Annotated in this window: 11 protein-coding genes; 4 read left to right on the plus strand and 7 right to left on the minus strand. The window is 65.8% G+C overall.

The genetic code is table 11. The annotated features are described in order from the left end of the window. Window positions 1–8 precede the first annotated feature (8 nt). Window positions 9–2948 carry a bifunctional diguanylate cyclase/phosphodiesterase gene (locus I6L39_RS13955; RefSeq protein ID WP_216989973.1) on the minus strand — a complete coding sequence of 980 codons (2940 nt, stop codon included), beginning with the start codon at window positions 2946–2948 and terminating at the stop codon, window positions 9–11. A gap of 134 nt (window positions 2949–3082) precedes the next feature. On the opposite strand from I6L39_RS13955, the gene I6L39_RS13960 reads away from it, so the two are divergent. Beyond that, window positions 3083–4771, plus strand: a complete 1689-nt coding sequence (locus I6L39_RS13960; protein ID WP_216989974.1) for an FAD-dependent oxidoreductase — start codon at window positions 3083–3085, stop codon at window positions 4769–4771. A gap of 91 nt (window positions 4772–4862) precedes the next feature. On the opposite strand, the gene I6L39_RS13965 is transcribed toward I6L39_RS13960, so the two are convergent. The 5 genes from I6L39_RS13965 to I6L39_RS13985 are packed head-to-tail and all read right to left on the minus strand — an operon-like array spanning window position 4863 to window position 9982. Next, entirely contained in the window at window positions 4863–5300 is a 438-nt protein-coding gene (locus tag I6L39_RS13965) for an ion channel (RefSeq protein ID WP_216989975.1), read from the minus strand. Between the two features lies 1 nt (window position 5301). Then, window positions 5302–6330 (minus strand): DUF2955 domain-containing protein, encoded by a 1029-nt coding sequence (locus I6L39_RS13970; protein ID WP_216989976.1) that lies wholly within the window; start codon window positions 6328–6330, stop codon window positions 5302–5304. An 8-nt stretch (window positions 6331–6338) separates the two neighbouring features. Beyond that, window positions 6339–7433 (minus strand): HlyD family secretion protein, encoded by a 1095-nt coding sequence (locus tag I6L39_RS13975; protein ID WP_216989977.1) that lies wholly within the window; start codon window positions 7431–7433, stop codon window positions 6339–6341. Then, the gene (locus I6L39_RS13980) at window positions 7426–8940 is read right to left on the minus strand and encodes an efflux transporter outer membrane subunit (RefSeq protein WP_216989978.1); all 1515 of its coding nucleotides are present in this window, start codon (window positions 8938–8940) and stop codon (window positions 7426–7428) included. Before I6L39_RS13980 ends, I6L39_RS13975 begins: the two co-directional genes overlap by 8 nt. Window positions 8941–8944: 4 nt before the next feature. After that, on the minus strand, window positions 8945–9982 hold the full coding sequence (locus tag I6L39_RS13985) for an AI-2E family transporter (protein ID WP_254203652.1): 1038 nt from the start codon (window positions 9980–9982) through the stop codon (window positions 8945–8947). Between the two features lie 560 nt (window positions 9983–10542). Between I6L39_RS13985 and I6L39_RS13990 the strand changes: the two genes are divergently transcribed. Together I6L39_RS13990 and pbpC are read left to right on the plus strand one after the other, a co-directional pair. Then, window positions 10543–15390: an alpha-2-macroglobulin gene (locus I6L39_RS13990; RefSeq protein WP_254203653.1), complete on the plus strand. Its 4848-nt coding sequence runs from the start codon at window positions 10543–10545 to the stop codon at window positions 15388–15390. A 52-nt stretch (window positions 15391–15442) separates the two neighbouring features. Further along, entirely contained in the window at window positions 15443–17764 is a 2322-nt protein-coding gene (pbpC, locus tag I6L39_RS13995; protein ID WP_254203779.1) for a penicillin-binding protein 1C, read from the plus strand. Window positions 17765–17855: 91 nt separating this feature from the next. Here pbpC and I6L39_RS14000 read toward each other — a convergent pair whose 3' ends face one another. Continuing rightward, entirely contained in the window at window positions 17856–18815 is a 960-nt protein-coding gene (locus I6L39_RS14000; RefSeq protein WP_216989980.1) for a hypothetical protein, read from the minus strand. Between the two features lie 164 nt (window positions 18816–18979). Here I6L39_RS14000 and thiI point away from each other — a divergent pair, with 164 nt between their 5' ends. Next, a complete protein-coding gene (gene thiI / locus I6L39_RS14005; protein ID WP_209791624.1) occupies window positions 18980–20428 on the plus strand; it encodes a tRNA uracil 4-sulfurtransferase ThiI in 1449 nt (482 codons plus the stop codon). Window positions 20429–20466: the final 38 nt, after the last annotated feature.

Here is a 20466-nt window from a genome sequence, read left to right on the forward strand (position 1 = left end):
CTACATGTTTAGCCTGGCCGGGCACCGCCAAGCAGATGCTCCAGCGCCTTGACGGGGAGCGGCCTGCTGGTGAGGAAGCCCTGATAATGCTGGCATCCCAGGGCCTTGAGCACGGCGAGCTGCTCCTCTTCCTCCACCCCTTCGGCGGTCACGGTGAAGCGAAAGACCTTGGCCAAGTCCAGGATGGCCTTGACGATGGCCTTGTCCTGCTCGCTGTGCACCAGCGTCTGGATGAAGCTTCTATCCAGTTTGACCTCATCGGCGGGCAGATCGCGCAGATAGGCCAGTGAGGAGTAGCCGGTGCCGAAATCGTCGATGGAGATGAGCAGGCCCAGGGCCTTGAGCTGGCGGATCCTGGCGATGCTTTCCAGCCGGTTTTCCAGCACCACGGATTCGGTGACCTCCAGCAGCAGGCGCGACGGGGGCACGCCGGTGTCCCGCAGTATGTACTCCACCTGCTGTACGAAGCCGGCGGTGTGGAACTGGCGGGCGCTGACGTTGACCGACAGGTGGGGGATGACCAGGCCGTTGTTGAGCCAGAAGCTGTACTGGGCGCAGGCGGTCTTCATCACCCAGTAACCTATCTCCTGGATGAGGGTGGTCTCTTCGGCGATGGGGATGAACTCGCCGGGGGGCACCATGGTGCCATCGGCCTTCTGCCAGCGCAGCAGCGCCTCCACGCCGGAGAGGCTGCCGTTGTCGACCCTGTACTGGGGCTGGTAGTGCAACACCAGCTCGTTGTTGCGCAGGGCATCGCGCAACTGGTTATTGAGGGAGAGCTTGCTCTTCTCCCTCTCCGCCATGGCCTCGCTGAAGAAGATGTGGTTGCCCTGACCGGCGCGCTTGGCCATGTGGACGGCGGTATCGGCCTGCTGCATCAGGATCAGGTGATCCTTGTCGTCATCGCTGAACAGGCTGATCCCCACCGAGGCGCTGCAGTGCAGCTTGTGATCGCCGATGTCGAAGGGGTGGCGGAAGATCGCCATCAGCTCCCGGGCGAAGTGCTCCGCCAGGATCTTGGCGGTGACATAGCCCTGGCCCAGGGCGGTAAACAGCAGGGCGAACTCGTCCCCCGAGGTGCGGGCCAGCACCAGGTTCTCCTGGGGCAGGGACTTGAGGCGCACCACCACGGCCTGGAGCAGCAGGTCGCCGCAGGCGTGGCCGAGGGAGTCGTTGATCGACTTGAAGTTGTCCAGATCCAGCAGCAGCAGGGCCCCCCACTGACCGCTCGGGGTCTGCAGGGTGCGTTGCATGATGTCGTTCAGGCTGCGCCTGTTGTAGAGATCGCACAGGTCGTCGTAATAGGCGAGGCGCTCGATGTGGCGGGCCGTCTCCTTCTCCTGGGTGATGTCGTGGAAGCTGCTGACGAAGTGGCTGAGCTCCCCCAGATCATCCCTGACGCCGCTCACCATGAGCCGCACCGGGAAGAGATGCCCCGCCTTGTGCAGGCACTGCTCCTCCCCGCTCCAGTACCCCTGCCTGTTGACGGCGGCGACCACCTCCTCTTTCAGGCTGTCGCCGTAGTAGGTGGGCCTCAGGGTGTCGATGTGCTGGCCTATCATCTCCTCGCCAGCAAAGCCGGTGATGCGGCTGAAGGAGGCGTTGACCTTGAGGATGATGCCGCCGTGATCCATCACCAGCAGGCCGTCGTGGGTGTTGAAGGCCACCTCGGCCAGGCGCAGGGCATCGTCATTGGCGATGCGCTGCAGCTCGACGGCGGCCCGCTCACGCTGCTCGTAGAGGGCGTCGAGCAGGGGCATGGGGTCGGCAAGCGGCCCGGCGAGCAGCAGGGTGAGCTGACCCAGGGGGAGGCCGTTTGCGCCCTGGAAGGGGATGCCGATGTAGCTCCTGGCATTGAGGGCCAGCAGCTGGCTGGCCTGGGGGTAGCGCAGGGGCAGGTCTTCCACGTAGAGGCTCTGGCCGTGCTGGTAGATCTCCCGGCCCGGGCCCACCTCCATGCGCATGGGCTTGACGGCGGAGAAGGTATCCCCTTCCAGCACGCAGCGCGGAATGAGCCAGAGATCCTGGCCGCGAGGCTGAAACTCGCCGATCCAGCCGATGGTGGCGCCGCTGGCGTCCATGGCCCATCGCACCAGGGCGCGGCAGTAATCGCTGCCGGTCTTGTTGGCCAGTCCGTCGGGAGAGGGGATGAGCGGAGACTCCGTCGCCACGGGCTCCGGTTGCCAGTGGCCCAGCAACTGGGCGCAGTGACGCACCAGTTGCAGCGTCTCGTCGCCGATCAGGGTGGTTTCGGCATACTCGAGGCTGAGCACGCCGACGAGCTTCTCCTGCTCCAGCAGGGCGCCGTCCAGGCGGGAGCTGACGCTGGCATCGGCCAGGTAATAGTGCTGGCTCAGCATGGGCTGGTGCGCCGCCTCCGAGAAGCTCAGGGCGCCCCGGGTGCGCAGGGCGCGGATATAGCGGCTGTCGCCGCGAATGGCGCCAACAGATTCCACCCCCAGGGTGAAGACCGGGGTCAGCTGTTCGCTGCCGAGGGGGCCATTGGCCTGGTAGTGCCAGAGGATCAGGCGATCGGCGCCCAGGCACTCCTTGAGGCTCTCCAGCATGGGGGCGTACTGCCGCTGGCTGGCCATCTGGCTCAGGCGCGGCAGTTGCAGCGACAGGTTGGCCGCACTCTCCTGAGGCTGGGTCTGCAGGCAGATGAGCCAGAAGGCGTCCTGCTCGCGAGAGAGGGAGACATGCCACAGCAGGGAGTCAAAGCGCAGCAGGAGCTTGCCCCCCTTGCCGCTGGCGAGGCGCTGCTCGATGGGCTGGCGCAGGGCTTCCGGCAACTGGGCCGGCCAGGCGCTGCGGGGTTCGTCGAGCCAGTGGAGCGGGGTCTGCATCACATCGGTCAGGGCGACCAGCCGTTGACTACGGGTATCCAGGCGAAAGAACAGCGGGGCCTGGCTGGCGGTCGGGAGATGGCTGAGCGCGGTAGACGACATGAACTGACACTATCCTGTTGAGCAATTGTCGGAGGCCAAGAATACTGCAAAACCGTAGCAAACAAAATTTCATTGATATCTAAATTAGAAATACCTAATCTACTGGTCATCTCATGTTGAGCGGAGTCTTGCAGATGAAACGGATCCTGATTGTGGGTGGTGTAGCCGGGGGGGCGTCGGCGGCGGCCCGCGCCCGTCGTTTGAACGAAGAGGCCGAGATAGTGGTGTTCGAGCGGGGCGAGTTCGTCAGCTTCGCCAACTGTGGGCTGCCCTATCACATCGGGGGGGACATTCCCGACCGGGATGCCTTGCTGCTGCAGACGCCGCAAAGCTTCAAGCGCCGCTTCAACGTGGATGTGCGGGTCTTTCACGACGTCATCGAGATAGACAAGGCCGGCAAGACCCTGCTGGTGCGCAACCTGCAGACCGGTGAGGAGCGGCGCGAGCCCTATGACAGACTGCTGCTGAGCCCGGGCGCCGCCCCCATACGGCCGCCTTTCCCCGGCATCGACAGCCCGGGAGTGCATACCCTGCGGAGCATTCCCGACATGGACCGCATCCTGGCGGCGCTGGCGCACGACAAGCCGCGCCATGTCACCGTGGTAGGGGGCGGCTTCATCGGGCTGGAGATGATGGAGGCGCTGCACCTGCGCAAGCTCGAAGTCACCCTGCTGGAGCTCTCCGATCAGGTGATGGCGCCCGTGGACAGGGAGATGGCCAACCTGCTGCACGCCCGCATCCGGGAGGAGGGGATCGATCTTCGCCTGCGCACCGGCCTCAGTGCCATCGAGAGCCTGGCGGTGCCGGCAGAGAAGACTTCGGCGGTGGCGAGCGCCCAAGGGGGCGGCCTGCGGCTGACCCTGAGCGATGGCAGCCGGCTCGACACCGGCCTGCTGATCCTCGCCATCGGCGTCAAGCCGGAGACCCTGCTGGCGTCCAAGGCCGGGCTGGAGCTGGGACCCCGTGGCGGCATCAAGGTGGATGCCGGGATGCGCACCTCGGATCCCTTCATCTATGCGGTGGGGGACGCGGTGGAGGAGACCGACTTCGTCACCGGCGAGCCGGTGCTGATCCCGCTGGCGGGGCCCGCCAACCGCCAGGGACGCATCGCCGCCGACAACATGCTGGGTCGAAGCGAGACCTACAAGAAGACGCAAGGCACCGCCATCTGCAAGCTGTTCGATCTGGCGGTGGCGAGCACTGGGCTGAACGAGAAGCGGCTGGTGCAGCTGGGCTTGCCGTTCGAGAAGGCCTATGTGCACCCGGGCAGCCACGCCGGCTACTACCCCGGCGCCCACCCGATCAGCCTCAAGCTGCTGTTTGCGCCGGACGGCAAGATCTATGGTGCCCAGGCCATCGGCAAGGACGGGGTCGACAAGCGCATCGACGTGCTGGCGGTGGCCCAGCGCGCCGGTCTCACCGTGTTCGATCTGCAGGATCTGGAGCTCACCTATGCGCCCCCCTTCGGCTCGGCCAAGGACGCGATCAACATGGCGGGCTTCGTGGCGAGCAACCATCTGAAGGGGGATACCCTGCTCTGTCACGCCGCCGAGGTGCAGGCCCGCCACCCTCATCAACAGGTGCTGGATGTGCGCAGCGGCCCCGAGCTCGACAAGCTGGGCCGCATTCCGGGGGCGCTGCACATCCCTCTGGATGAGCTGCGCAGTCGCCTCCATGAACTGCCCAAGGATAAAGAGCTGCTCATCAGCTGTCAGGTGGGGCTGCGCGGCCACGTGGCCTGCCGCCTGCTGAGCCAGCACGGCTTTCGGGTGAAGAACCTCTCCGGCGGCTTCAAGACCTGGCAGATGGCGTGCGCCGAGTAGGGATGGACTGGCGCTAAGGGGCCGGTGAGCCGACTCCTGAGAGAGAAGGGCCACTCCATGGAGTGGCCCTTCTCTCTCGCATCAAGGTCGCTCACCGTTCCGGTGAGGGGGCGTCGTCGAGCTGCTTGCGGATATGGTGCTGAAGTACCGCCAGCATGCAGGCGCCGGAGAGGCCTATCATCAGGGCGCCGTTGACCGCCTCCAGCGGGCCCAGCAACTTCCACTGCGCGCTCATGACGATGTCGCCATAGCCCAGGGTGGCGAAGTTGACCCCGGAGTGGTAGACGGCCTCCTGCAGGGTGTCGAACTCCCCGAGCCACAGGAAGAGCGCTCCCCAGACGCCAATCTGGGCCAGGTTGCCGAGCATCACCAGGGTGATGATGCCAAACAGGGCCAGCATGCCGGCCAGGGCCCCCTCGCGGCGATGGAACCGCTTGACATAGAAGCGGATGCACCAGACGGAGACCAGGGATTGCAACAGCATGTTGACCAGGATCACCGGGATGCCGACCAGAAAAATCGTAAACATATCACTCTCCTAGCTTGGCTTCTGCCAGTGGGCGGCCGACCGGCCACCACTGTTCGAGCAGCAAGATACAGAGCCAGCCATAGCCGGCTACCACCAGATAGAGGCCGCAGCGCATGGCGGCCGCCAGCCACACATCCTTGCCGGTGGCGCTGTCCTCGATGGCGGGCCCGAGCAGGATGAGGGCCGTGATCCAGGCGTTGCTCCAGAACGAGGGCGGGAAGCGGCTGGCTACCAGTGGCACCAGCCGCCGCGCCAGCCAGAGGGTCATCAGGGTCAGCATCAGCACCAGCATCAGCAGGGAGGGCCAGAGGCTGAGCCCCATCCAGAGCGCGAACGCCAGCAGGGCGCCCGCCAGGGTCGAGAGCACCAGCTCCTGGCCCGCCTGCCTGGCATTGAGGGAGGTGCTCTGCTGGGCCAGGGCCACCGTCTTCATGACGGCGGGGATGTAGAACGCCGGATTGCCGAGGGCCAGCAGCCACACCGGCAATACGATGGCCACGGCCCGCAGCGCCAGCCGCTCGGGATGCTCGGGGGGCGGTGGGGCCGGTCTGGCGACCGTGCCCGTCGCTGGCGGGGGAGGGAAGAGGGCGTGCGCCAGCCGGTTGACCAGGGTGCCCACCAGGATCCCCACGGCCATCATCTGGGCGATGGCGATGGCAAGGGACTGCTCGATGAGCCCGGCCACCGGGATCACCGTGATGGCCATGATGAGCAGCATGGCGGCCCCCCCCTTGCCGGCCATCCCCAGCTGCATCAACAGATGGAGCGACAGGGCGATCAGCAGCACGCCGGCCAGGGCATAGTGGGTCAGCAGTGGCACCAGCAGCACGCCGGAGACCATGATCCCCAGCAACAGGAGCCCGCCGACCAGCCCCTTCTTCAGCGCCAGGGGCTCGCCGGGTCGGCACAGCACCACCCAGGCCATGATGACGCCGAGGTGGGGCATGGGCAGGGCCAGGCCGTAACAGATCCCCGTTGCGAGCCCGATGCCCGTGCCAATGCGCAGTACCGTCTGGTCAGCCTGTTCCATGAGGCGCCTCAATAGAGGAAGGAGAAGAGGCTCATCAGCCGGATGTAGAGCCCCCCCAGCCAGTGCATCGGCCCGCGCTCGCCGGTGTAGACCAGCACGTCGGCCTGACCGCCGACCCGCAGCGCCTCGACCGGGGGGAAGTCGTCGGCCTTGAAGGCGATCTTGACCGGGAAGCGCTGGGCCTGGCGCAGCCAGTCGCGGTTGTTGTCCACGGTCGGCAGCGTGCCGGCCGGCTGGCTCTTGCCGTCGCCCACCCCGTAGCCGATGCTGCGCACCTCGCCTTCGTACAGGCGGCCCGGCAGGCTGTCCAGCAGGATGGAAACCCTGTCTCCCGACCGGATGTTGCCGAGGTTGTTCTCCGTCAGATCGGCCGATACCCAGACGTCGTGGATGGCGATCAGGGTCATGACCGGGGCGCCAGCCCCGATAAACTGGCCCGCATCCGTGCTCAAGTCGGTGACAAGGCCGCGGCCCGGCGCCACCACGCGGGTGTTCTGGCGATCCAGCTCGGCCTTGTGCACCGCCGAGCGGGCGCTGAGCAGCTGGGAGTTGTCCTCGCCGCTCGCCCCGGCCGCCTCGATGGCGCGCCGGACGTCGGCCTCGGCCGCCGCCACCTGGCTTTTGGCCGTCTCGCGGCTGGCCTGGGCCACCTCGAGGCGGCGCACCGAGATGGCCCCCGGATCCTCGCGATAGAGCCGCTCCTGGCGTTCGGCATCCTTGGCCGCGTTGTCATAGGCGGCGCGCATGGCCATCAGGGCCGCCTCGGCCGCCTTGACCCCTTCGTTGTTCGCCTTGACGCCGCTCAGTACCGTCTGGTAGTCGGATCTGGCCTTGGCCAGGGCGATGTCATAGGGCTCGGGATCGATCTCGAACAGGGGGGCGCCGGCCTCCACATCCTGATTGTCGCGCACATGGACCTTCTGGATCTGGCCGGACACCTCGGCGGCGATAGGGACCACGAAGGCCTGCACGCGGGCCTGGGAGCTGTAGGGGGTCAGCCGGTCGGCCAGCAGATACCAGCCGAGCAGCAGGAGAATGAGTCCCAGCAGTCCTAGGGTGGCCCGGCGGCTGGCCTGGCCGGGAGAGGCGGTGTTGTCAGTCATGGGCACTTGCCTTCTGTGTCATGGGGCGGGCGGCGTCGAGCAGGGGAGCCCAGTCGGCGCGTTGACGCAGCTGGGCCTCCACCTCCGGGGTGACCAGGGGGCGGGAGCGCCCCTGTTCCCAGCCGCCGCCGAGAGCCTTGTAGAGCGTGATGAGGTCGCGCATCCGGGCGCCGCGGCTGTTGACCAGTCGCTCCTGCTGGCTGAACAGGGCGCGCTGGGAGTCGAGGACCCGCTGAAAATCCGCCATCCCCTCGCGATACTGGGTGTTGGCGATCGCCAGGGCGCGGCGGGCGGCCTCGCCGGTCTGGGTCAGCAGGGCGATCTCCTCCTGGCCGTTGGCATAGGCCACGGCCGCGTCATCCACCTCGCGGGCGGCCTTGAACACGCTGTCGCGGTAGCGTTCGTGAAGCTGCTGGAAGCGGGCGTCCTGTACCAGGATCTGGTTGCCGAGCCGTCCCTGATCCAGCAGGTTCCAGCTGAGCGACGGCCCGACGGCCCAGGAGAAGGTGCCACTCTCCCCGCCGCTGGCATTGACTCCCAGGGTGCCGAGCAGGGTGATGGAGGGATAGAGCTCGCTCTCGGCCACCCCGATGAGGGCCGACTGGGCGGCCAGCTGACGCTCCGCCACCCGCACGTCGGGACGACGGCGCAGCAGATCCGCGGGCATCTCGGTGACCAGGGCCAGCTCCCCTTCGGGAATGGCCCCCGTGCCCTGCGCCATCTCGGGCAGGGGACCCGGGGATCGGGCGAGCAGGGTGGAGAGGGCGTTCTGGCTCTGGCGCAGGCTGGTCTCGAGCTGGGGAATGCCGGAGAGGGTGCCCAGGTACTGAGTCCTGGCCTGCTGCACGTCCAGCTCGGCGCTGTTGCCGCTCTTGAACAGTCGCTCGGTGATCTCCAGGCTGCGCCGCTGGATGCGGGCATTCTCCCGGGCGATGTGCAGCCTGGCCTCCAGGGTACGGATGCTCACATAGAGCTGGGCCACCTGGGCCGCCATCAACACCTGGATGTCGTCATACTGGGCCAGTGTCGCGAAATAGCTGGCATCCGCCGCCTCGACTCCGCGCTGGAACTTGCCCCAGAAGTCGAGCTCCCAGCCGAGGTTGAAGCCGGCGCCGTAGCTGCTGCCCGCGCTGCTGTGGCCGTTGCGGGTCTGACCTGCCTGGAGGAATTCCGCCGTCCCCACCGTCGCCTGGGGGCCGAGCAGGCTCTCGGCAATGCCGAGCTGGGCCTGGGCCTCGAGGATCCGCAGGCCGGCGATCCGCACGTCCGGGTTCTTGAGGAAGGCCTCCTCCACCAGGGCGCTCAGCACGGGATCGTGCAAGCTGTCCCACCATCGGCGGTAGTCGGTCGCCGTCACTGCCTGCTGACCCTCGGTGGCGCTGTGCCAGTTGGCCATCTCCTCGACGCCGGGGGCCTGATAGTCGGGCCCGAGCAGGGTACAGGCGCCGAGCAGCAGGCAGGCGCCCCCTGCAAGCAGGGGGCGAAGGAGAGGAAGTGCGTCGGCCATGGGGTTATTTTTCCGCGTTGGCCAGACCGTCGTTGACCCAGGCCATGAAGATGCGATAGCCGATGGAGAGCAGGGTGGCACCGATGAACATACCGAGGATGCCATTGGTGGCCATGCCGCCCAGGGCCCCCAGCAGCACTACCGGCATGGGCGCATCGACGCCACGTCCCAGCAGCAGCGGCTTGAGCACGTTGTCGGCCATGCCGGCCACGACCAGCAGCACTGAGTAGATGACGTTGAGCAGGGTGCCGTGATCCCCCGACATCCACATGTAGGCGATGGCCGGACCCGTGACCAGGATGACGGGGACCTGGGCAATCCCCAGGATCAGCGCCAGGACGAAGAAGATGCCGACCGCCGGGATCCCGGCGAGGGACATGATGACGCCGGCCAGCAGGGCCTGGATGAAGGCCACCCCGATGACCCCCTGGGCCACGGCCCGGATGGTGCTGGTGCACAGCTTGGTCAGGGCGAGGCCCTTGCGCTCATCGGTGATGCGCATGGCGATGCGCTCGGCGCTGATGGCACCCGGCGCCCCCCAGGCCATGATGATGCCGGCCACGATGAAGGAGGCGACGAAGCCCAGCAGGCCGCCGCCCATGCTGGCGAGCATGCCGACGACCTGTTTGGCTATATCCCCGAGCTGCGGCTTGTAGCTGATGATGAGGCTCGGCAGATCCACCGAGGCCTTGGTCCAGAAGGCGTGCAGCTTGGCACCGATCAGCGGGATGCTGGCGACCTCGGCGGAAGGCGCCGGGATCACCAGGGTGTTGTTGTTCACCTTGTCGACCAGGGCGCTGACGCTGTCACCCAGGGAGCCGAGCATGGCGACGGTGGGGGCCACGATCAGCAGGATGCCCAGCAGGACCAGCAGGGTGGACGCCTTGCCCTGTTTCCCCCCCAGTCGGGCGGCGAAGCGCTGGTGGAGGGGATAGAGGGTGACCGCCAGGATCAGGGCCCACAGCATCATGTTCATGAAGGGGGAGAACACGGTGAAGCAGAACGAGCCCAGCGCCAGGATCAGGCCGAACTTGATGAACATATCCAGGAATCTGGCAACCAATCTCTTTTCGACAATGGACAGATCGTTATTTTCCATTCTGGTATGACTCCAACGGGGGATGGATGCACGACCATGCTGACCCGACATGAACCCAGGGTCAGCAAGCATGGAGTGCGCAGTAATAAATAAAACCATTGCCAACGTGTGGGGGACACATTGAACTCACCTGCACGATATTTACGGCACAGATGTTGAATGTTTAAAAAATATTTAACTACTTGATATTTGGTTGATTGGCGCGCCGAGAGTGGCTAGGCCAGAGAATAATTTATGTCCCCGAGACGCACAAGCTAACAATGGTTACCAGTTTAGCCTGCGTTCAGAAAACCAGGACGAGTTCGCATATATAAAATATCAATCAGAATCCTAACCCCGAATGAATCTTATGGCTACCCTGCCGGCGAACAATATATGTGACGGGAGGGAAGACATCCGCCAGCAGGTTCGGCGTGACAAGGCATTTGGTGTTCCCGGGAGTGACGCTTTATCCTATTGGCTCCTGCGCCGCACTGGCGGCGATTCAACCCGGGATGGAACCTATGCGCCCCTTCAAGCCCTGCCCTGTCACTCGTTTCGCCTGGTTGTTGGCCGGGTTGGTCGCTCTGCTGCTGGCCGGTTGCGGTCCCGACAAGCCTGCCAGCCAGGTGCCGACGACAGAACCGATGGCCCGGCAGGAGGCGGGGGCGCCCGCCTCCGTGGTGCAGGCCAATGCTCGCCAATACCGCGATGCCCCGGCGCTGGCGCTGGTCTTCTCCGGCCCCCTGGCGCCCAAGGCAAACTGGCAGAGCTGGCTTTCGGTCAGCGAGGGGGGCAAGCAGGTGCAGGGGGAGTGGATCCTCGCCGAAGATGGTCGCACCCTCTATTTCCCGAACGTGCAACCCGATAAAAGCTACGAGGTGAGCCTCAAGGCGGGGCTGGGCCCATCCCCCCAGCGCTGGACCCTCAAGACCCGGCCACTGGAGGCGGGAGCCTCCTTTACCGCCAGTGGCATGGTATTGCCGCTGCGCGACGAGCTGCGCCTGCCCATCAGCGCGGTCAATGTGGATGAGGTCAATATCGACTTCTTCCGGGTCGATGCCGAATATCTACCCCGCTTCCTGGCGGAATATCGCCCCGGTGCCGGCATGGGCAACTGGGAGCTTGAACAGATCACCCAGCGGGCCAAGCGGGTGTTTAGCGGCCGCTATGCGCTGGAGCTCGATGCCAACCGACGCGAGACCCGCCTCATCAATGTGAAGGAGCCGCAGCTGGCCGAGGCTGGCGTCTACTTTGCGGTGATGTCGCCCCTTGGCAACTACGACTGGCGCAAGGAGACCACCTACTTCGCGGTGAGCGACATGGGGCTCAGTGCCCGCCGTTACCGCGATCAGCTGGAGGTGTTCGTGAGCTCCCTGGCAAGCGCCGACCCGCTCAAGGATGTGCAGCTCTCTCTGCTCGACGAGAAGGGCAACCGGCTGCAGGTGCAAACCACCGATCCGCAAGGCCATCGTCACTTCGATCAGGTGCAGGGGACCCGCCTGCTGCTGGCCGAGCAGGGCAAGCATCTGGCGGTGCTGCGCCTCGATGGGGCGGCGCTCGATCTCTCCACCTTCGATCTCGGCACCCAGCCCTGGCAGGCCCAGCAGCTCTATCTGTTCAGCGGGCGCGACCTCTATCGCCCCGGCGAGCGACTCGACAGCGAGATCCTGCTCAAGGGGCAGGATGGCCAGCTGCTGCCGGGCATGGCGGTGGAGCTGGAGGTGAAGCAGCCGGACGGCCAACTGCTCGAACAAAAGCGGCTGCTGCCGGACAATTTGGGCGCGGCCCACTACGGTCTGCGCCTGCCGGACGATGCGCCGCTTGGGCGCTGGACCATCAATCTCAAGACCGCTGCTGGCAGCCGCTTCGAGTGGCCTTTTCTGGTGGAGGAGTTTCTGCCGGAGCGGCTGAAACTGCAGCTTGGCAAGGGGCCGGATGGCGAAGTGACGAGTCTGGACGCCGCCCTGACTCTGCCGCTGCAAGGGGACTATCTCTACGGTGCGCCAGCTAGTGCCACCAAGGCCAAGGCGGAGGTGAAGTTAAGCCGCGCCACCATGCCCTTTACCCAGTGGCAGGAGTTCACCCTGGGTGACGTGCTGCTCGCCGAGCAGGCCAGGGATCTTGAGCCACTCAATCTCACCCTCGATGCGCAGGGGCAGGGGACCTTTTCGCTGGCTGATGAACTCGATGGGGTGCGCGCGCTCGGGCCGCTGGAGGTGGCCTATCGGGTCTCCCTTTCCGAGCCTGGTGGCCGCGCCGTCAATCGCAGCCGCACCCAGTATGGCTGGCCCGCGGGCAGCCAGTGGCCGGCGCTCAAGGCCGACTTCGTGGCGGATCGGGTCGAAGGGGGCAAGCCGCTCCCCTTCCAGATCCTCAATCTGGATGACAAGGGGCAGCCGGTGGCGGGGGCGGTGAAGGTGCGCCTCATCAACGAGTACCGCGACTACTACTGGCACTACGCCGATGGCGAGGGGTGGAAGTACGAGTTCAACAGCCAGCCCTATCTGGAGCAGGAGCAGACCCTGCAGCTGGATGACAAGGGGCCGACCCCGCTCACTTTGCAGCTGGCGGCGGGCTGGTATCGGCTGGAGGTGGAGAACAGTCAGGGCCATCAATCGAGCCTGCGGGTGGAGATCGGCAGTTACGCCTGGGGCGGTGGTGGCGAGCAGGCGCGGCCTGACAAGATTGCCATCACCCTCGACAAGCGCGCCTATCAGGCGGGCGACAAGGCCAAGGTGACGCTGGTGGCGCCGCGCCCCGGCAAGGGGTTGCTGATGGTGGAGGATGGTGACGGCCTGCGCTGGTGGCAGCGTATCGAGCTCAAGGGCGCCGGTGGCGATGCCAAGGATGCCCGCGGCGAGTTCGAGATCCCGGTCAGCCCCGAGTGGCAGCGTCATGATCTGCATATCTCGGCCCAGATCGCCGCGCCAGACAGCGCGTCCAAACCGGCTGGCAAGCAGCAGGGGCAGAGCCTGCGCTCGGTCGGGCTGGTGCCGCTCACCCTGGATCGGGAAGCGCGCCGTCTGCCGCTCACCCTGAGCGCGCCGGATAAAGCGGTGCCACTCACCCGGCTGGAGGTGACCGCCACCTCCACCCCCAACAGTCAGGGGCGGGTGGTGCTGGCGGCGGTGGATCGGGGCGTGCTCAATATCAGCGATTATCAACCCCTCGACCCGTTCGAGATCTTCTTTGGCCGCAAGCGCTTCGCCCAAGATTTGTTCGACAACTACGGTCAGGTGATCCCGCCGCAGGATGGCAAGCTGGCCCGCCTCAACTATGGGGGTGACCGGGCTCCGCTGAAAAAGGGGGGCGCGCTGGAGAGCCGGGTCGAGATCGCCGCGCTCTGGAGCGGCGAGGTGAGCTTTGATGAGAGCGGCAAGGCGGTGATCCCGCTCGAACTGCCCAACTTCAACGGTGAGCTGGCACTGATGGCGCTGACCTGGAACGAACAGCAAGTCGGGGAGGCCGAGCGCGCCGTCAAGGTAGTGGCGCCCTTGGTGGCCGAGATCGGCTGGCCGCGCTTTGGCGCCAGAGGGGATGAGACCCGGGCGCTGGTGCAGCTGCGCAACATGAGTGGCGAGGATCAGACCCTCTCCCTTGCCTGGACCCTGACCGGTGGGCTCAAGGCAAACGGCGAGCTGCCCAGCACCTTGTCCCTTAAAAACGGCGAGGAGCAGTGGCTGACCCTGCCGCTCACCGTGACCGGAGCGAGCGGTGTGGCAAGCTTGCAATTGGCGGCCAGCGGCAAGGATTTTGCCATCAGTCGCGACTGGACTTTGCCGCTGCGCTCCCCCTGGCCGGCCGAGACTCGCCAACGTTACCAGATGCTGGCTCCCGGCCAGCAGATGAGCTTTGCGCCAGCTGAGCTGGCCGGGCTGGATCGCGCCAACCTGCAGGGGCTGCTCAGCCTTTCCGGCACCCCGCCCTGGGATCCGGCAGCCCAGTGGCAGGCGCTGGCCGACTACCCCTACGCCTGTCTGGAGCAGACCCTGTCCCGTGCCTGGCCTTACTTGCTGACCACGGCCGATGAGCGCACCGCCTGGAGCAAACCCGCAGAAGGCAAGAAAGCGGCGAACGAGGCGGATGTGCAACGCGCCCTGCTGCAACGGCTGCAGCGGTTGCAACTGCCAAGCGGCGGCTTTGGCCTCTGGGATGGCCGCTCCGACGAGGAGCAGTGGCTCACCGCCTATGCCGCCGATTACCTGCTGGCGCGCAAGGAGGCGGGCGACGCCGTGCCGGAGGCCATGCTCAATCAGGCGCTGAACCGGCTGCAAAGCTATCTCACCGACAGCCAGTACGGCGAGCGCTGGAGCAGTGCCCCCGAGCACAGCCGGCTGGCCTATCAGGCCTACAGCGCCTATGTGCTGGCCCGGGTGGGCAAGGCACCGCTCGCTACCTTGCGCCTTATCTGGGAGCAGCAGGCCGATCACGCCCGTTCCGGTTTGCCGCTGCTCCACCTCTCGCTGGCCCTCTCGGCCATGGGGGATGAGCAGAACGCCGCCAAGGCCCTTGCCCGGGCGCAGGCGACCGAGCGCGGTGACGACTACTTGGGGGATTACGGCTCACCGCTGCGCGATCAGGCCCTTGAGCTCTCCTTGCTGCGCCAGCACAAGCTGGCTGCGGATCGCTGGCCGGCTCTCAGTGCCAAGGTGGCCGATACCCTGGCTCACCGTCAGTGGCTCAGCACTCAGGAGCGGCTCGCCCTGCTGCGACTCGCCCGCTTCGATCCGGCCGTCGACTGGCAGGCCAAGGTGACCTCCTCTCTTGGCAGTGGATCCCTGAGCGGTTCGGCCCCGTTGCAGTTGGGGATCCCCGAGGCGCTGGCGGCGAGCGCCGTCACCAACGAGGGCAAGGGATCCCTCTATGTGCAGCGCACTCTGGTAGGTTATCCCGAACAAGCCCCTACCCGGTTGAGTCAGGGGATAAGCGTGACCCGCAGCTGGTTCAACAGCGATGGTCAGCGGTTCGATCCCGCCAAGGTAAAGGTGGGGGATCTGGTGGTGGTGCGACTCAACGTCAGCAGCGAATCGGCGGTGCCCGATGCCCTGCTGGTGGAGATGGTGCCCGCTGGCTTCGAGCTGGAGAACCCCGCCCTTGGCAACAGCATCAAGCTCGAAGAGCTCTCCATCGAGGGGAAACCAGCGTGGCAGAGCGAATGGAACGATTATCTCAAGCATCAGGAGTTTCGCGATGACCGCTACACGGCGGCGCTGGATCTGAGCGAGGGGAGCAACCAGCAGCTGGTTTACCTGATGAGGGCGGTGACGCCGGGTCGCTATCAGGTGCCGCCGACCCAGGTGGAAGATATGTACCGGCCCGAGCTCAGGGCTGTGGGTGAGGATATCCATGAGGTGATCATCTCTGAGTAACGTTCCCTCCCTTGAGCGGGTTCGCACGCTCACTTTCTGGCGGCGCGGCTGGCTGCGACTGTGTCACGGTGGCCGCATTTGCCGCCACCGACTGAGCCGTCTGCCACGCTGGCTGCGCTTCTCGGTGCTGGGGGCTGCCGCCCTGTTTCTGTCGCTGCTGGTGCTGGATCGGATTTTCCCGCCGCCACCGCTCGACCCCGCCTATGCGCGGGTGGTGCTCGACATGAAGGGGCGGCCGCTGCGCGCCTTTGCCGATACCAGCGGCGTGTGGCGCTACCCCGTGACCCTGGAGCAGGTCTCCCCCCGCTATACCGAGGCGCTGCTGGGCTACGAGGATCGCCATTTCTGGCGTCATCCCGGGGTCAATCCGGTGGCCATGGTGCGCGGGGTCTGGCAGTGGCTGCGCTATGGGCGTGCCGTGTCGGGCGGCTCGACCCTCACCATGCAGGTGGCGCGCCTTATCGAGCCCTACCACAGGAGCGTGCCCGGCAAGCTGCGCCAGATGGCGCGCGCGCTGCAGCTGGAGTGGCACTATGACAAGCGCACCCTGCTCACCGTCTACCTCAACCGGGCTCCCTTTGGCGGCAACCTGGAGGGGGTGCAGGCAGCAAGTTTTGCCTATCTCGGCAAGAGCGCGGCCAAGCTCACCTATGCCGAGGCGGCGCTGTTGGCGGTGCTGCCGCAGGCCCCCAGCCGCAACCGGCCGGATCGCCACCCCGAGCGGGCCCGCGCAGCCCGCGACAAGGTGATGCAGCGGCTGGTAGCGCAGGGTGTCTGGCCCGAGCCGGTGTGGTTGGAGGGACGCATCGAGCCGGTGCTGGCTCGCGGTCACTTCACGCCGATGGAGGCGCCGCTCTTTGCCCGTCTCGCCGCCGACAATCAGGCGGGAGCGCTGGTGCATACCACCATAAACGGGGATCTGCAGCGCTGGCTGGAGGGGCGGGTGGCGAGCTATATCCGCCGCTTCCCGGAGCAGACCTCAGCGGCGTTGCTCTTGGTCGACAACCAAACCATGGCGGTGCGCGCCTATGTGGGCAGCGCCGAATATGGCAACCTGCGCCGCCACGGTTACCTCGACATGGTGCAGGCGATCCGCTCTCCCGGCTCCACCCTCAAGCCCTTTATCTACGGTCTGGCGATGGACGAGGGGCTGGTGCATTCGGCCTCCCTGCTTTCCGACGCGCCAAGGCTGGGCTCGGATTATCGCCCCGCCAACTTTTCCGGTGCCTTTCAGGGGCCGGTGACGCTCGCTCAGGCGCTGCAGCAATCCCTCAACGTACCGGCGGTGCAGGTGCTGGAGGCGCTCGGGCCCGACAAGCTGGTCAGCCGCCTCGACAACGCCGGGGTGCGGCTGGCGCTCTCCGACAAACCCAATCCGGCCATAGCGCTGGGGGCGGCGGGTATTCGGCTCGAGCAGCTTGTGGCGCTCTACAGCTCGCTGACCCGGCAGGGGCAGGTGGCCATGCCGGTCTGGCTGGCGGGGCAGCGAGCGGTGTCGCGCCCCTTGCTGAGTCCGGGGGCGGCCTGGATCATCTGGCAGATATTGAGCGCGCAGGGGCGGGCTGATCAGCCCTTTGCCAGTGAAGCGACCGGCAGGGTCAACCGACTGGCCTGGAAGACCGGCACCAGCTACGGCTATCGCGACAGCTGGGCGATGGGGGTCTCCGGTCGCTGGACCATAGGCGTCTGGCTTGGGCGCCCCGACGGCACCCCCATGCCCGGTTTTTACGGCCAGAGCGCGGCGGTGCCGCTGCTGCTCTCGGTTTACTCGCGATTGGCTGACAACAGCCCTCTGCCGATGCAGCCCAACACGGTCAGCGAAGCGGAGATCTGCTGGCCGCTGGGGCGCAGGGTGAGCGCGACCCTGCCTGAGACCTGTTTGCAGCGCCAGAGCGCCTGGTTGCTGGAAGGGCGCGATCCCCCCACCTTGCCAGATCCCATGGACTGGCCCTCGCCGCTGCGCCAGGTCGCACTGACCGTTGCGGGCAAGCCGACGCTGACACGTTGCCAGGATGCGGCGCAATCCGGTTTTCGGGCCCTGTGGCCGCTGTCGCTGGAGCCGTGGCGCACGCCCGGCGAGCGGCGTCAGGCGCTGCTTGCCAGCGGCTGCGCGGGGGAGGGGCAGAGCGCCGAGCTGCAGGCCCCCATCCGCATCCTGGCGCTGGGGGAGGGCAATCTTATCCGCAGCCAGCGCTACCGGCTGCAGCCCAGGGTGCTGGGGGGCGTCGGCAAGCCGGCCTGGTTTCTCAACGGCCAGCGGCTGCGCTGGGACGGGGATCAGGTGTTGAGTGAGGCGGGTCGCTACCAGCTGGTGGTGGTGGACGAGGCGGGCAACAGCGATCGCATCGAGTTTCGGCTGGAAAATCCCTCCTGAGGGGGCTCCATGGCAGGCGCCAGAATATTGACGACATCGGGGATGGCTCCGATGCCAGGGGTTATCCACCTTCGGCTGGGCGCCGACCGGCTCAGGGCTTGACCTGGCCCAGTCGGGTGAAGAAGTGCTGACTCTTGCGCTGGTGGAAGTGGCTCTTCTTGATGGGGTGAAACACCAGGGGGCTGTCCGGGTGGCTCGCCTTGAGGCGGTGGATCATCGCCATGGCGGGCAGGCTGGTGCTGATCAGGGTGGTGAGCGGCAGGCTGACCGTCTCGGGCCCCAGCAGCGGGTTGAGCCCCTGCTGTGCCTGCTCGAAACGGGTCAGCACGGCGGGCTCGGCGTAGCCGCTGCCCAGCATGGCGAGCAGGGCGTCGAGGGCCTGATGGAACTCGGCCAGCTGTTGGCGAAAACCGCTGCGCCCGCGCAGGGCAATAAGCTCTGCAATGGGGATCTCGCTTAAGTTGGCGGGCACTCGCAGCGGGATCTCGAGGTGGAAGCAATCCTGACCGCCGCGGTTGTGATAGCGCGATTCGAGCAGGTGCAGCAGCCGGTCCAGATAGTCGTGATCCGTAATCAAGGCCCCCTCATTGGCGAGTGCCCACTCGCGGGCGAGGCGCATTGAGAGCAGGTTGGCAAAGCGGCGCGCCATCCTGAACCCGCCCTCTTCCAGACTGGCAAAACCGTGAGCCAGACAAAAGCCGTGCAGCCGCTCCAGCCCCGCCTGGGCCGGACAGAAGCAGTCGTGGTTGGCCGGCGTGCGCCAGCGACCGATCAACTCCTTGTTGCCAAACACCTTGTGGCGGACGAAGTCGGGGGCAACCAGGCCGGCAATCTGGTTCTCGATCTGGGGCGTGATGGCGGCGAAGAAGGCGGGTGCTGGCGGTTCGGCCAGCAGATCGGTCTGCCGGCGCAGGGTCTCGAGCAGGGCGGTGAGGCCGCTCTTTTCACTGACGGTGAAGACGAAGGCGAGCCGCTCCAGATAGAGCAGGGCAAACTTGAGCCAGAGTTCATCCCGCACTTCCATGCCGGGGTAGTAGATATGGGTTTTCATGGGTGCCGTGTTGCCGGGGCGCAGGCTGGGGAATATACGCAAGATGGCCAGGGTGCGGCAAACATTGCGTGGGGGAATGTGAGCGGCCGCTCATCCAGTAGGCGCTGGCCACAAAGTTCTGATATAATTCGCGCCCTTAAATCGAGGCCACCCGAGTCAATACCATGAAGTTCATTATCAAGCTGTTCCCGGAAATCACCATCAAGAGCAAGTCGGTTCGCCAGCGCTTCATCAAGATACTGCAGGGCAACATCCGCAATGTCCTGCGCCGCTTCGACGACGATGCCCGGGTGCGGATGGACTGGGACAAGCTGATCGTGAGCTCCCGTAACGACCAGTTCCGCGAGCAGGCCATCGAAGCGCTCGCCTGCATCCCCGGCATCCAGGCCTTCCTCGAGGTGCAGGCCAGCAAGTTTACCGACCTGCACGACATCTTCGAGCAGGTGAAAGCCGTCTGGGGTGACCAGCTCGAAGGCAAGACCTTCTGCGTGCGCGCCAAGCGCCACGGGAAGCACGAGTTCTCTTCGCTGGAGATCGAGCGCTACGTGGGTGGCGGCCTGAACCAGCACTGCGTGAGCAACGGCGTGCGCCTCAAGAACCCGGACGTGAAGATCAACCTCGAGATCGACGGTGAGGAGCTCTTCATCGTCAGCGCCATCCACCAGGGCCTGAGCGGCATGCCCATCGCCACCCAGGAAGATGTGCTGAGCCTGCTCTCCGGCGGCTTTGACTCCGGTGTTGCGTCGTTCCAGTTCATCAAGCGCGGTTGTCGCGTGCACTACTGCTTCTTCAATCTGGGCGGTGCCGCCCACGAGATCGGCGTCAAGCAGGTGGCCTATCACCTGTGGAACCGTTTCGGCTCCTCCCACCGGGTACGTTTCACCGCGGTGGACTTCGAGCCGGTAGTCGCCGAGATCCTCGAGAAGATCGACAACGGTCAGATGGGCGTGGTGCTCAAGCGGATGATGATGCGTGCCGCCGCCAAGGTGGCCGACGAGTTCCAGATCCCGGCCCTGGTGACCGGCGAGTGCGTGGGCCAGGTCTCCAGCCAGACCCTGACCAACCTGAACGTCATCGACCGGGTGACCGACAAGGTGATCCTGCGCCCCCTCATCACCTGGGACAAGCCGGACATCATCAGCGAAGCCCGTCGCATCGGCACACTGGAGTTCGCCGAGACCATGCCGGAGTATTGCGGTGTCATCTCCAAGAAACCGACCGTGAAGGCCGAGCTCTCCCGCATCGAGGCGGAAGAGGCCAACTTCGACTTCGCCATTCTGGACAAGGTGGTGGCCGAGGCCCGTTACCTCGATATCCGCCGCATCGGTGAGGAGACCGCCGCCGAGGTGCAGGAGGTGGAGACCACGGCCGCGACCGGTGATGACGAGGTGATCCTGGATATCCGCTCCGTGGAGGAGCACGACGAGAAGCCGCTGGTGGTGGAAGGGCGCGAGGTGCTGCACATCCCCTTCTTCAAGCTGGCCACCGCCTTTGGCGATCTGCCGCAAGAGAAGACCTACCTGCTCTACTGCGATCGCGGCGTGATGAGCAAGTTGCAGGCGCTTTACCTCAAGGAGAAGGGCTTTGCCAACGTCAAGGTCTATCGTCCCTGAGCGGTTGACCCTCGCCCATAAAAAATCCGGCCAAGGCG

This window comes from Aeromonas sp. FDAARGOS 1409 (assembly GCF_019048705.1).
Taxonomy (GTDB): Bacteria; Pseudomonadota; Gammaproteobacteria; order Enterobacterales; family Aeromonadaceae; genus Aeromonas; species Aeromonas sanarellii.